This window comes from Streptomyces sp. NPDC090445, assembly GCF_044769385.1.
Classification (GTDB): Bacteria; Actinomycetota; Actinomycetes; order Streptomycetales; family Streptomycetaceae; genus Streptomyces.
The window spans coordinates 51,612-64,448 of record NZ_JBIVXV010000033.1; the positions used below are offsets into that span (position 1 = coordinate 51,612).

Consider the following 12,837-nt stretch of genomic DNA (forward strand, 5'->3'; position numbering starts at 1 on the left):
GCGGCGAGCAGGGCGAGGCCGGCCTTCTCACTGCCGCCGGCCCGCTCCCCGCCGCTTGACGATCAGGCTCACGCCGAGGGTGTTCGCCGACCCGGTGAACGGCTCCGGCAGCGCTTTCAGGCGGTTGACCGGGGAGGCGAGCAGGCCGAGTGCGACGGCGGCCGAGCCGACGGCCGCCACCACCAGCGCGCCGTGGGCGCCGAGCCGGCCCGCCAGCAGGCCGGCCGCGAGCCCGCCGAGCGCGCCGCCGCCGAACAGCAGTGTCCGGAACGCAGCCGTCATCCGGCCCATCATCGACTGCGGGGTCAGGGTCTGGCGGAGGCTGACGATGATGACCCCGGCCACGCCAAGGCCCAGGTACGTCGTGAAGAAGGACAGCACGAACATCGCCAGCATCAGCGGCCTCGGCCCGCCGGCCGCCACGATGAGCGTCGGGCCGAGCAGCAGGGCCGACTGCGCTACCAGGTACACCCGGCCGAGCGGGAAGCGGGCGATGACCCGGCGGGAGACCAGCGAGCCGATCAGCCCGCCCACGGAGGCGGTCGCGAAGATGGTCCCGAGGGTGGACGAGCCCAGGTGGAGGTCGTTCGTGCCGTGGAGCAGGAACATCGTCCAGGTGGTGATCATGGAGAAGTTGCAGCAGAAGCCGACGAGCGCGAGCGCCCGCAGCACGCTGTTCCCCATGACCCATCCGAGCCCGTCGCGGAGTTCGCGCAGCAGATGCCGTTCGGCGGCCGGCTCCGGGCGGGGTTCGCGCGTGCGGATCAGCAGCAGCGACAGCATGGACACCGCGTACGAGCAGGCGTCCACGACGAGCGCGACCGGTGCGGTGAGGGCCGAGACGAGGACACCCGCGAGGCCCGGCCCGGCCACGTCGGCGGCGGAGGAGCTGGTGCCCATCTTGGCGCCGGCCTCGACGTAGTGTTCGGGCGTGCGGACGACCGTGGGCACGTACGACATCCAGCTGACGTCGAAGACGACGGACGCGATGCCCACGGCGCAGGCGATCACCAGCAGGATCGTCAGGTCGAGGAGGCCACACCAGTACAGCAGCGGCACCGAGCCGATCAGCACCAGCCGGACGGCGTTGGCGCCGAGCATCACCGGTCGGCGCCGCACCCGGTCGGTCCAGACCCCGATCAGCAGAGCCAGCCCGAGGTACGGGACGAGCTGCAGGAAGCGCAGCAGCCCGACCTGTTCGTCGGTGGCTCCGAAGGCGCTGATCGCGGTCAGCGGCAGGGCGAGGTTGGTGACCTGGGTGCCGAGCAGCGACACCGTCTCGCCGAACCAGAACCTCAGGAAGTCGCCGTTGCGCCACAGGCTCTCCCGCGCCTTCGACGGCGGGGGCGGGGCGGCAGCTGCAGGCCTGGCGGTTACCGGCCCGGCTGGGCGTTCCCCGCTCACCTGGGGTTCCGTACGAGCTCGGCGACCGCCGCGGCGACCTCGTCGACCTCGTCCTCCGTGTTGTAGTAGTGCGGCGACAGCCGCAGGCACCACTCCACCTCCTTGTCCCCGAAGTCGAACTGCGCGAACTCCCGGAAGCTCAGGGCCGAGTTGATGCCGCGTGCGTCCATGGCGGCCTTGAACGGCTGCGGCCGCCACCCCTCCACCGCGAACGTGACCAGGGCGGCGGGCGCCGCACCCCCGTCCAGCGTCCGTACGCCCGGCAGCCCGGCCAGCTGCCCGCGCAGCCGGGCGGCGAGCGCCGGGGTGCGCCGCGACACCGGTTCCATGCCGACCCGCAGGGCGTAGCGGACGGCGGCGGCGCAGCCGAGCACGGTGGCGTACGGGAACTCCCACTCCTCGAAGCGGGCGGCGGTGTCGCCCGGGCGATCGCCCTGCTGGCCGCCGAGGGCATCGTCGTCACCCGCCCCGGCAGCGGTACGTACGTCGCCACCCGCCGCCCCCCGGCGTCGGAGGAGGGCCCGGCGGACACCTCCTGGCAGACGGTGGCCCTGGCCGGCCGCGCCTTCGACCCCGGCGGTACCGCGAACGGCCCGTCCGCGGAACTCCCGCCCGGCACGGTCGCCCTCTCCGGCGGCTACCTGCACGAGAGCCTCCGGCCCGCCCGCGAACTCAGCGCCGCGCTCGCCCGCGCCGCGCGCCGCCCGGACGCCTGGCACCGCGCCCCCGTCGCCGGACTCGCCCCGCTGCGCGCGCTCTTCGCCCGGCAGGCGGGAAACGGCGTGAACCCCGAGGACGTCCTGGTCACCGGCGGCGGCCAGGGCGCGCTGTCGATGCTGTTCCGCGCCCTGGCCGCCCCCGGCAGCCCGGTGCTGGTCGAGTCACCGACGTACCCGGGCGCCCTCGCCGCCGCCCGGGCGGCCGGCCTGCGCCCCGTCGCCGTCCCCATGGACGGGGACGGGATCCGCCCGGACCTGCTCGCCGACGCCTTCGCCATGACCGGCGCCCGGCTCCTCTACTGCCAGCCGACCTTCCACAACCCGACCGGCACGGTGCTCACACCCGAGCGCCGCCGCCAGGTCGTGGACGTGGCCCGGGCCGCCGGGGCGTTCCTGATCGAGGACGACTTCGCCCGCCACCTCGGCCACGGCGGCAGCCCGGTGCCCCGCCCGCTCGTCGCCGACGACCGCGACGGCACAGTCGTCCACCTGACCTCGCTGACCAAGCCCGCCTCGCCGAGCCTGCGCATCGGCGCACTCGTCGCCCGCGGCCCGGTGATGCACCGGCTGCGCGGCATGCGGCAGGTGGACGACTTCTTCACAGCCCGCCCGCTCCAGGAAGCCGCCGTCGAACTGCTCTCCACCCCTGCCTGGGACCGCCACCTGCGCGCCCTCGCCACCGCACTCCGGGCCCGCTCCACCGCGCTCGCCACCGCCCTCGCCCGCGAACTGCCCGACTGGACACTCACCCGGCACCCGGCCGGCGGCCTGCACCTGTGGCTCCGCCTCCCCGACCGCCTCACCGACACCGCCGTCGCCGACGCGGCCCGCCTGCACGGCGTCTCCGTCGACGCCGGCCACCGCTACTTCCCCACGGACCCGCCCGCTTCACACCTCCGCCTCGGCTTCGCCGCGGCCGCCGACACCGCGGACCTGACCGAAGCCGCGCACCGCCTGGCCGCCGCGGCACGCACCCTGCCCCAGGCCTGAGACGCTCCCGCGCGCGACCGTCCGTACGGGGCGGGGAGGGGCGGGCTGGGGCGGGGCAGGCCGGGGCGGGGCGGGAGGTCTACAGGTCGACGTTCCAGTGTCGTGGGAGGTCCGTGTCGCAGAAGACGCAGGCGAAGTGGCTGTCCCGGACGATGCTGTGCTCCCGGCAGGCGGGGCAGCGGCGGAAGACGATCCCGTGGGTGAAGCCGTTCGGGCGGTCGAGCCCGGCTGCATCCAGTGCACGGGCCACGGCCGGCCACGACACCGGGTCCGGGCAGTAGCCGGTCGACTGGTTGCTGACCTCGTGCACCGCCCACCGACCGGCCTCGGCACGGAAACGGAAACCGATCTCGCCGGCGCTCAGGACGCGGTGCCCGCCGGCGCAGGCGACGTGCTCGCTGCGGCGTGGGGCCAGTCGCAGGATGCCGTCCGTGCCGATGACGAAGGTGAACGGTTCGGCCAGTTCGCCGGGTGACCGGTCCGCCGCCCACCGGGCGAAGTCGGCCGGTGTGCGGACGGGGGTCCCGGCCGCCGCCCCACGGACGGCGGCCCTCACGTGCTCCGGGCCGACGTACCGGTAGCCCGGCTGTCCCGCTTTCGGCGTGCTCATGCCGGTCACGGTAGGGCATGCCGGGCGGAGGGGGCGCGGCGCCGGAGTGCGGCGGCCGACGACACCTCTGGCCGATGACATCTCCGGGCCGACGACGCCTCCGGCCGACGACGCCTCCGGCCGACGACGCCTCCGGCCGACGCCCGCCCGGCCCGCCCCGGCGTCAGCCCCGGGTCGGCGGGGTCGGCGGGGTCGGCCGCGTCGCGAAGTGGCGGGCGGTCGGGACGAGCGCCGCGGCCGCGGCCGGTACGAGGAAGCAGGCGGCGGCGCACGCGGCCAGCACGGCCGTGACCCCGAACCGCTCGATGGCCGGGGCGATCAGGGCGAGCCCGACCGGCGCCAGGCCGTACGAGACGAGGAAGTCCAGCGACGAGACCCGGGCCAGCTTGTCCGGGGCGACCTCGCGCTGGGTGGCGGTGAACCAGGGCACGTTGAACAGCTCGATGCCGATCCCGGCGACGGCGTACGCGGCGACGACCACGACCGGGTGCACGGGCAGCATCAGGCTCAGCGGGGCGACCCCGTACGCGGCCAGCCCGGCGAAGGCCGCCCAGCCCTGGGAGCGGAACTGCCATCGGGCCATGACGAGGCCCCCGCCGAGCGCGCCCACGGTGTACGCGGTCATGGCCGCGGCCAGGACCCACTCGGTGCCGTACCGGTCCCGGCTGATCAGCGGCAGCGCGACGCTGGTGGCGGAGTAGCCGAGGGCGATGACGGCGACGAGGGCGGCGAGTCCGGCGAGGAACCAGGGGTGGCGGCGGGCTTCGCGTATGCCGTCCAGGAATTCGGCGCGGAAGCCGGGGCGGCGGGGCGAGGCGATGTCGGCAGGGTCCGCGGCCGCTGCGGGGGCAGCCGCGGCGGCGGCGCCCTTGCCCGGGACGAGGGCGGCGACCAGCCACAGCAGGCCGATGCCGAGCAGCAGCGTCGAGACGTCGAGGAACGCCGCGAGCAGCGCGGTGAGGGCGGGTCCGGCGAGGGTGGACGCGCGGACGGCCGTGGTCATGGCGGCGTTGGCCTGCTGACGGCGCTCGGGGGCGACGGTCTCGGCGGTGAGCGCCTGGAAGGCCGGGCGGCAGGCGCCCTGCCCGGCGCCCGCGAGCGCGGCGGCGGCCGTCATCAGCAGGAGCGAGCGGCCCAGCCCGAGGGCGAGGAGGGGCGCGGCGACGGCGGCAGCGAGGGCGGACCAGAGGACGACGGCGCGGCGGGAGTGCCGGTCGGCCAGTACGCCTCCGACGGCGACGGCGAGGAGGAAGCCGGCGGTGCGGGCGGCGAGGACCAGGCCGAGGCCGGCGGCGCCGAGGTCGCGGTGGAGGACGGCGAGTCCGAGGACGAAGGGCAGGGCCCAGGTCGCGAGCCCGGAGGCGGTGGTGCCCGCCCACAGGCGCAGGAACGCGGTGTCGCGCAGGACCGAACGCGGGCGCGGGGCTTCGGACTTGGCCGTTGTGGGCGGGGGTGTGGGGGTGGGTGTGGCGGCCACGGTGTGGTTGCTCCTCGGGGGCGGGGCGGCGGCTCAGGGCCGCACCCCGGGGTCGTTAATGAAAATGATTGCCATTACAGTACCCTTCGGATGCGGTGCTTCTGCCCCGTGCACGACAACACCTGCTGCCTGCCGTCCTGAGCCCCACCGCCGCCCAACCCCCTGTCCCCGCCTCCTCCCAGACCCCGGAGAGTCCATGCGGCACCTCGCCCGCCTCGCCCGTCGCGCCAGCCTCGCTCGCCTCGTCCGCCTCGTCCGCCTCGTCCGCCTCGTCCGCCTTGTCTGCTCTGCTCGCCCCATCCGTCCTTCGCGCCTCGCCCACCCCTCCCGCCTCTCCCGCCCTGCGCGGTTCGGGATCGCAGCCCTGGCCGCCGGACTCGCCACCTCCGGCTGCTCCGCGGGGGACGCCAAGCCCGCCGCGGAACAGTCGGCCGCCTCCGCGCATGGGGCGGCCTCCTTCGCCAGCTGCGGCCGCCAGGTGTCCTTCGCCCAGCCGCCGGGGCGGGCCGTCGCACTGGACCAGACCTCGACCGAGACCCTGCTCGAACTCGGCCTCCAGGACCGCATGGCCGGCACGGCCAACCTCAAGACGAAGATCCCCGCGCAGTACGAGGCCGCGTACGCGAAGGTCCCCGTCATCGCGCCCAAGATCGCCACCGGCGAGCAACTGCGCGCTGCCACGCCCGACTTCGTCGTCGCGGCCTCCACGGACCTCTTCACCAAGGACCGGGCCGGCACCCGCGAGGAACTGGACGCCCTCAAGGTCCCCACCTTCGTCAGCGCGGTGGACTGCCCGCAGCAGAACCCGGCCGGTACGACCCCGTTCGAACTGCTCTTCTCCGACTACGAGAACCTCGGCAAGGTCTTCGGGGCCGAGGACCGGGCCGCCTGGCTCGTCGCGGCCCAGCGCGCCGCGGTCGCCAAGGCCGGGGAGGGCGCCGCCAAGGTTCCCGGAGGCGCCGACCGGCCGACCGTCGTCTACCTCTACTCCGTCTTCAACGGCATGCCGTACGTCGCGGGCCGGACCGGCCTGCCCAGCGAGATGAGCCGCATCGTCGGCGCGAAGAACGCCTTCGACGACATCGGCGAGGACTGGCCCGAGGTCACCTGGGAGGAAGTCGCCAAGCGCGACCCCGACTTCATCGTCATCGGCGACCTGTCCGAGCGCGGCCGCCCCGGCGACAGCGCCGCCGAGAAGCGCGCCGCCATGACCGCACACCCGGTCGTCTCCCGGCTCGCCGCGGTCCGCGACGGCAGGATCCTGCAGGTGCCGGGCATCGAACTGGACCCCTCGGTGCGCTCCGTGCACGCCCTGGGGCTGCTGGCCGACGGGATGAAGGACCTCGGGTATGCCCGCTGACCCACTCACCTCGGCCACGTCGGTTGCCCCGGTTGCCGCGGTGGACCTGTTGATGCCCGCGGCCCGCGGGCGGGGGGCGGTGACGAGCGGGAGATCCCTCCCCGTCCCGCCCGCCGGCGGGAGTCGGCCGACTGCAGCCGCTGCCCGGGCCGGCCGTCTCCTCCTCGCCGTGCTCGCGCTCGCCGCCTCCGTCGCAGCGGCCGTACGCATCGGCACCGCCGACGTCGGCTGGGACGGCCTCGCCCGCGTCCTCGGCAGCCGGCTCGGCCTGGCCGTGGAGCCGCTGCCCCCGCTGCTGGACTCCCTCGTCTGGGACCTGCGGCTGCCCCGCGTCCTCATGGCCGCCCTCGTCGGCGCATCGCTCGCCGTCTGCGGCACCGTACTCCAGGCCGTCACCCGCAACGCACTCGCCGACCCGTACCTGCTCGGCGTCTCCTCCGGCGCCTCGACGGGAGCCGTCACCGTGGTCGTCCTCGGGGTCGGCGCGAGCACCCTCGGGGTCACCGGCGGAGCCCTGGCCGGTGCGCTGCTCTCCTTCGGGCTGCTGCTGGTGCTGCTCCGGCGCAGCGGGCTGGACTCGGTCCGCATCGTCCTCACCGGCGTGGTCGTCGGCCAGCTGTTCACCGCGCTGACCTCGCTCGTCCTGATGGCCTCGGCCGACGCGGACACCACCCGCGCCGTCACCCACTGGCTGCTCGGCTCCATGGCCCCGGCCCGCTGGAACACCGTCGCGGTCTGCGCAGCCGTCACCCCGCTGGGCCTGGTGGCCGCCTGGCTGTGCGCCAACGCCCTCGACGGGCTCGCCTTCGGCACGGACACCGCCGCCTCCCTCGGGGTCGGCGTGCGGCGTACGCGGATGCTGCTGCTCGTCGTCACCGCCGCGCTGACCGCCGTGGCCGTGGCCACCGTCGGCGCCATCGGCTTCGTCGGGCTGATCGTCCCCCACGGAGTGCGGTTCCTCGTCGGACCGCTGCACCGGCTGCTGCTGCCGTACGCCGCCCTGGCCGGCGCGGTGTTCCTGGTGTGGACGGACGCCCTCGCCCGGATCGCGTTCGCACCCCGCGAGGTCCCGGTCGGCGTGATCACCGCGCTGCTCGGCGTACCGCTGTTCCTCCTCGTCCTGCGCAAGCGGGGTGAGCTGTGAGGATCACCACCGAGGGGCTGACCTGGTCCGTGGCCGGCAACCCCGCCCCCGTCGTACGCGGGGTCAGCGTGGACATCGCCCCCGGCGAGACCGTCGGGCTGCTCGGCCCCAACGGCTCCGGCAAGTCCTCCCTGCTGCGCTGCCTGGCCGGGCTGCGGGTGCCCGACGCGGGCACGGTCCGGTACGACGGCGAGTCCGTACGCGGCTGGAGCGCGCGCCGGATCGCCCGCCGCGTCGCCTTCGTCGAGCAGGACGCGGCCGCGGACAGCGACGTGCGGGTCAGCGATGTCGTGGGCCTGGGGCGGACCCCGTTCCGGGACCGGTGGCGCGGGCCGGACACCACCGACCGGGCGGTCGTCGCCGCCGCACTGGAGCGCGTCGGCCTCACCGCGCTCGCCGGACGCCCCTGGCGAGCCCTGTCGGGCGGCGAGCGGCAGCGCGCCCACATCGCCCGCGCGCTGGCCCAGCAGCCGTACGCCCTCCTGCTCGACGAGCCGACCAACCACCTCGACGTCAAACACCAGCTGGAGCTGATGGAGCTGCTGACCGGCACGGGCACGGGCACAGGCGCAGGCACGGGCAGCGGTACCGGCGGGACCGGCAGGACCGTCCTGGTCGCCCTGCACGACCTGTCGCTCGCCGCCCGGTACTGCGACCGGCTGCTGCTCCTGCACCACGGCCGCCTCATCGCCTCCGGCCCACCCGCCACCGTCCTGACGGCCGAGCGGCTCGCCGAGGTCTTCGAGGTCGACGCCGAACTCACCACCGACACCCTGGGACATCCCCAGGTCGCATACCGCGGGCCGCTCGGCACCCCGGCCCCGCCGGCACCCCGACCCGCCACATGAACAACAACAAGAACAAGCGCAAGAACAAGAACAAGCGCAAGAACAGGAACCGGAAACCCCTGATGACCCAGACAACCCCCACTCCTGCCCGCCCGCTGTCCGCCGACCGACTCGACGGACTGGACGGACTGGACGGACTCGTCGCGGCCGTCCTGGCCGGCGCACACGGCCCGCTGCCCTCCGAACTCGTCGCGACCAGCGTCTTCTGGATCCACCACGGCACCCGCCTCGCCGGCGGCGACACCACCTACCTCAACCAGTACGTCCTGGTCCGCCTCGGCGGCTCCTTCGGCGGATGCGCCTTCGAGGCAGGCGAGCTCGACCCCGCGATCTGCCGCGACTCCTCCGGCACCCCGCTCGACGTCCTGCTGCGCGAGGCACCCCGGCCGCTGCGCATCGCAGCCCTCGACGCCTACCTCTCCGAAGCCCGCCCGCACCGGCTGGCCGCCGAGACCGGCGAGGCCGAGCCCGTCACCCTCCCCGTCGGCACCCCCGAGGTCCGTGCACGGGCCCGTGACGCGGCGATCGCCGGCCTGCTCGACATCGGACAGGGCGCGAAGGTCGGCCTCATCGGTGTCGTCAACCCGCTGGTCGCGGCGATCCGCGAGCGCGGCGGCGACCCCCTGCCCTGCGACTTCAACCTCAAGGCCACCCAGTGGGGCGACCCCGTCACCGACGACATGCACGAGGTGCTGGACCGCGCCGACGCCGTCGTCGCCACCGGCATGACCCTGAGCAACGGCTCCTTCGACACCATCCTCGAACGCTGCCGCTCGCGCGGCATCCCGCTGATCGTCTACGCACAGTCCGGCAGCGCCGTCGCCCGCGCCTTCCTCGACTCGGGCGTGACCGCCGTGTCCGCGGAGCCGTTCCCGTTCTCCCAGTTCAGCGCCGACGAGACGGTCCTGTACCGCTACCGGACGAAGGGCGGCGCGTGAGCCCCGCCCTCCGCCCGGCCGTGGCCGACACCGGCTTCGGCACCGGCGTCGGCTTCGGCACCGGCACCGGGTACGCCCCCTGCCACCACGGCGAGATCCTCCAGGGCGTCTTCCTCGACCACGACGGCCGCCGGTGCGCCGGCCTCGTCACCCTCCCCATGGCCGGCCCCGGCACCAGCGCCGAGTTCACCCGCCGCCCCGGTACACCGCCCGAGACCGTCACCGTCGTACCCGCCGACCGTGCGAAGGCCGCACAGGCCGCGGTACTCGCGATCGCCGAGTGCGCCGAGCGGACCGGACTGCCGCCCTGCGGCGGCGTGTTGCGGCTCACCGGCGACATACCGGTGGGCCTGGGCATGGGCAGCTCCACCAGCGACGTCATCGCAGCCGTCCGCGCGGTCGCGGACGCGTACCGGCTGCGGATGGCGCCCGGCACGGTCGCCCGGCTCGCCGTACGGGCCGAACGGGCCAGCGATCCGCTCATGCTGGACGACGGCCGCCCGGTCCTCTTCGCCCAGCGGGAGGGCCGCGTCCTGGAGGTCCTCGGCCCGGCCCTGCCGCCGCTGGTCGTGGTCGGCTGCGCCCTCGGCGGCGGCGCCCCCGTGGACACGCTGTCGCTGCCGGCGGTGTCGGAGGCGGACGAGGACGAGGACGAGGACGACGTGCGGGCCTGCGAGCGCCTGCGCACCCGGCTGCGCCGTGCCGTGGCCACCGGCGACGCAGCGCTGCTCGGCGCGGTCGCCACCGCCAGCGCCCGGCGCGGCCAGCGGGTGCTCGGCCACCCGGAGTTCGACGCGCTGACCGCCGTCGCCCGCCGGACCGGGGCGGTGGGCGTGCAGATCGCGCACAGCGGGGCGGTGGCGGGCGTGCTGTTCGACCCGGCCGCACCGGGCGTGCGCTACCGCGTCCGCAGCTGCCTGCACGCCCTCGACGCGCACGGCATCCCCACCACCCGGACCTTCACGACCTCCACAACCCTCACAACCTCCACGACCCGCACGCCTCGCACGACCCCCACAACCCCAACGACCCGCACGACAAGGAGCTCCTGAATGGACCAGCACATCGCGGAGGCGATCGGCCGGCCGGACCTGATACGCCTCGACGACCGGCTCGTCTGCCTGCGCTTCGAGACGATGAAGGCGGTCTCCGCCCTCGCGGCCGTACGCCACCTGCTGGACACCGGAGCGGTACGGCGCGGGGACACCCTGCTGGACAGCTCCAGCGGCATCTACGCGTACGCCCTCGCCCTGGCCTGCCACCGCTACGGCATGCGCTGCCACATCGTCGGCTCGACGACGGTGGACCACACCCTGCGCACCCAGCTGGCCGTCCTCGGCGCCACCCTGGAACAGATGGAGCCGTGCAGCGACCTCAAACTCGACCAGAAGCGGCGGGTGGAGCGGATCCACGACATCCTCGCCGAACACCCCGAGTACCACTGGATGCGCCAGTACCACGACGACATCCACTACCTCGGCTACGCCGCGGTTGCCGACCGGATCCGCGAGACGCTCGGCACGGACGGGCTCACCGTCGTCGGCGGGGTCGGCTCCGGCGCCTCCACCGGCGCCCTCGCCCGCTACCTGCGCGCGTCCCCCGACAGCCGGGGTTCCGACGGCCGGGGCCCCGACGGGCGGGGTGCCGGCCGGCGGGCGGCGGACGTCGAACTCGTCGGCGTCCAGCCGTACGGCAGCATCACCTTCGGCGCCGGACACATCGCCGACCCCGAGATCATCATCGCCGGGATCGGCAGCTCCATCCCCTTCGGCAACGTCTCCCACGAGCTGTACGACGCCCTGCACTGGATCTCGTTCGACGCGGCCCTCGCCGGCAGCGTCGACCTGCTGCGGCGGCACGCGGTCTTCGCAGGGCTGTCGAGCGGCGCCGGCTACCTCGCCGCCCGCCACGAACGCGACCGCTCCCCGGAACGCACCGTCCTCTTCGTCGCCGCCGACACCGGCCACCGCTACGCCGACACCGTCCACGCCCGCCACCGCCAGGCCGTCCCCCTCTGCGACTTGGCCCCGCAGGAGGTCACCGACCAGAGCCGACTCGCCCTCCCGTGGTCCCGCATGCAGTGGAACCGGGCCCGGGCGACGGCGCCGTGACACACCGGCGGCCCGCAGCGCGGACTACGCCGAGGCCGGCGGGCCGGGGTCGTCAACTGCCGCTGTTCCCCGCGTCCATGGCCTGCATCGCCGCCTCGGCCCGCTTCTCCATCTCCTCCGGCGGGACGTCCTCCACGTGCGTGGCAAGGCTCCAGCGGTGGCCGAAGGGGTCCTCGATCTGGCCGGTGCGGTCGCCGTAGAACTCGTTCCTGACGGGCCGCAGCTCCTTGGAGCCCTGGGCGAGGGCCTTGGCGAAGACGGCGTCGACGTCCTCGACGTAGACGTGGAAGGTGACGGGAGTGCCGCCGACGGCCTTGGGCGAGCGGAATCCCATGTCCGGGTACTCGTCCGCGAGCATGATCACCGAGTTGCCCAGATCCAGCTCGGCGTGGCCGATCCTGCCGTCGGGCGCGGGCATCCTCATCCGCTCGGTCGCGCCGAACACGGAGACGTAGAAGTCGATCGCAGCCGCGGCCCCGTCGACACAGAGGTAGGGCGTGATGCGCGGATATCCCTCGGGAACGGGCTTGACGGCCACCGGACTCCCGCCTTTCCGGACAGGGCGGTCACCGCCGACCGCCGCCTGCGACCACTGATATCCCGCCCCGCCCCGACACGCGCCCCGCCGCGCGGCAGCCGGCCCCGGCATGCCCCGAAGGGACTCCGGGCCGGTCCGACACGGTGAGCCGAAGGCGAGGCGGCAGCGCGCGTACGTCGAGGCGATCGAGGCGATCGAGGCCTTCACGGTCGTCACCCCGACCGACGGCCCCGAACCGGATGCGGCAGCCCGGCGGGGGTGGGGTACCGGCGGGGCCTGCCCGGGCAGCGTGCGGCTGCGATCACGGCGGCCCCTGCAGGTATACCCGGGTGTGGGGCACCCGCGCCGCCGCGGCCCGGAAGGAGATCGCGCGCCGGTCGCTCACCACCGAGACGCGGAGGTGGTCCGACGTACCGTCTTCCGTGATCCGGACCGCGCGCTCGGCGTCCGCGAGGATTCCCGAGACCCGGAGGCCGGTGACGCCCGTGAACTCGATCCAGAAACGCAAGGTGTTGTACGCGTTCCCCGACCACTCCGGCTTCGGATGGGGTGGCAGTCGCCCGGTCTCGAAGCCGAAGGTCACCGAGGTGCCGCGCTCGTCGATGTGGGTGTGGAAGAAGTGGCAGGTGCTGAGGTCGGGCACGGGCGCCGCCCCGTACAGAGCCTGCAGTTCCGGCCAGCGGATGGAGTCGGTCATG

General features: G+C 74.6%; 13 protein-coding genes. 7 read left to right on the plus strand and 6 right to left on the minus strand.

Annotated features, from left to right (window positions below):
* Nucleotides 1–27 precede the first annotated feature (27 nt).
* Together ACIQUT_RS35325 and ACIQUT_RS35330 are read right to left on the minus strand one after the other, a co-directional pair.
* The gene (locus tag ACIQUT_RS35325; RefSeq protein ID WP_403569153.1) at nucleotides 28–1,404 is read right to left on the minus strand and encodes an MFS transporter; all 1,377 of its coding nucleotides are present in this window, start codon (nucleotides 1,402–1,404) and stop codon (nucleotides 28–30) included.
* Nucleotides 1,401–2,051 (minus strand): aminotransferase class V-fold PLP-dependent enzyme, encoded by a 651-nt coding sequence (locus ACIQUT_RS35330; protein ID WP_403569155.1) that lies wholly within the window; start codon nucleotides 2,049–2,051, stop codon nucleotides 1,401–1,403. Before ACIQUT_RS35330 ends, ACIQUT_RS35325 begins: the two co-directional genes overlap by 4 nt.
* On the opposite strand from ACIQUT_RS35330, the gene ACIQUT_RS35335 reads away from it, so the two are divergent.
* Nucleotides 1,950–3,113 carry a PLP-dependent aminotransferase family protein gene (locus ACIQUT_RS35335; protein WP_403569157.1) on the plus strand — a complete coding sequence of 388 codons (1,164 nt, stop codon included), beginning with the start codon at nucleotides 1,950–1,952 and terminating at the stop codon, nucleotides 3,111–3,113. The two genes, ACIQUT_RS35330 and ACIQUT_RS35335, sit on opposite strands and share 102 nt — an antisense overlap.
* A 79-nt stretch (nucleotides 3,114–3,192) precedes the next feature.
* On the opposite strand, the gene ACIQUT_RS35340 is transcribed toward ACIQUT_RS35335, so the two are convergent.
* Together ACIQUT_RS35340 and ACIQUT_RS35345 are read right to left on the minus strand one after the other, a co-directional pair.
* On the minus strand, nucleotides 3,193–3,723 hold the full coding sequence (locus tag ACIQUT_RS35340) for a hypothetical protein (protein ID WP_403569159.1): 531 nt from the start codon (nucleotides 3,721–3,723) through the stop codon (nucleotides 3,193–3,195).
* A gap of 163 nt (nucleotides 3,724–3,886) precedes the next feature.
* A complete protein-coding gene (locus tag ACIQUT_RS35345) occupies nucleotides 3,887–5,128 on the minus strand; it encodes an MFS transporter (protein WP_403569199.1) in 1,242 nt (413 codons plus the stop codon).
* A gap of 268 nt (nucleotides 5,129–5,396) precedes the next feature.
* On the opposite strand from ACIQUT_RS35345, the gene ACIQUT_RS35350 reads away from it, so the two are divergent.
* The 6 genes from ACIQUT_RS35350 to ACIQUT_RS35375 are packed head-to-tail and all read left to right on the plus strand — an operon-like array spanning nucleotide 5,397 to nucleotide 11,601.
* Entirely contained in the window at nucleotides 5,397–6,560 is a 1,164-nt protein-coding gene (locus ACIQUT_RS35350) for an ABC transporter substrate-binding protein (RefSeq protein WP_403569160.1), read from the plus strand.
* 52 nt (nucleotides 6,561–6,612) lie between these two features.
* Entirely contained in the window at nucleotides 6,613–7,704 is a 1,092-nt protein-coding gene (locus tag ACIQUT_RS35355; protein ID WP_403569201.1) for a FecCD family ABC transporter permease, read from the plus strand.
* Complete coding sequence (locus ACIQUT_RS35360; protein ID WP_403569162.1) at nucleotides 7,701–8,552, plus strand: ABC transporter ATP-binding protein; 852 nt, start codon at nucleotides 7,701–7,703, stop codon at nucleotides 8,550–8,552. Before ACIQUT_RS35355 ends, ACIQUT_RS35360 begins: the two co-directional genes overlap by 4 nt.
* Nucleotides 8,549–9,490, plus strand: coding sequence for a Rossmann-like domain-containing protein (locus tag ACIQUT_RS35365; RefSeq protein WP_403569164.1), 942 nt, complete (start codon nucleotides 8,549–8,551; stop codon nucleotides 9,488–9,490). The genes ACIQUT_RS35360 and ACIQUT_RS35365 overlap by 4 nt, the downstream gene beginning before the upstream one ends.
* Nucleotides 9,487–10,542 carry a GHMP kinase gene (locus tag ACIQUT_RS35370; protein ID WP_403569166.1) on the plus strand — a complete coding sequence of 352 codons (1,056 nt, stop codon included), beginning with the start codon at nucleotides 9,487–9,489 and terminating at the stop codon, nucleotides 10,540–10,542. The genes ACIQUT_RS35365 and ACIQUT_RS35370 overlap by 4 nt, the downstream gene beginning before the upstream one ends.
* The gene (locus ACIQUT_RS35375) at nucleotides 10,543–11,601 is read left to right on the plus strand and encodes a pyridoxal-phosphate dependent enzyme (protein WP_403569167.1); all 1,059 of its coding nucleotides are present in this window, start codon (nucleotides 10,543–10,545) and stop codon (nucleotides 11,599–11,601) included. It abuts the gene before it with no gap.
* Between the two features lie 52 nt (nucleotides 11,602–11,653).
* Here ACIQUT_RS35375 and ACIQUT_RS35380 read toward each other — a convergent pair whose 3' ends face one another.
* Together ACIQUT_RS35380 and ACIQUT_RS35385 are read right to left on the minus strand one after the other, a co-directional pair.
* Nucleotides 11,654–12,139, minus strand: coding sequence for a VOC family protein (locus tag ACIQUT_RS35380; protein ID WP_403569168.1), 486 nt, complete (start codon nucleotides 12,137–12,139; stop codon nucleotides 11,654–11,656).
* 301 nt (nucleotides 12,140–12,440) lie between these two features.
* Nucleotides 12,441–12,836: an Imm50 family immunity protein gene (locus ACIQUT_RS35385; protein ID WP_403569170.1), complete on the minus strand. Its 396-nt coding sequence runs from the start codon at nucleotides 12,834–12,836 to the stop codon at nucleotides 12,441–12,443.
* Between the last annotated feature and the right edge of the window lies 1 nt (nucleotide 12,837).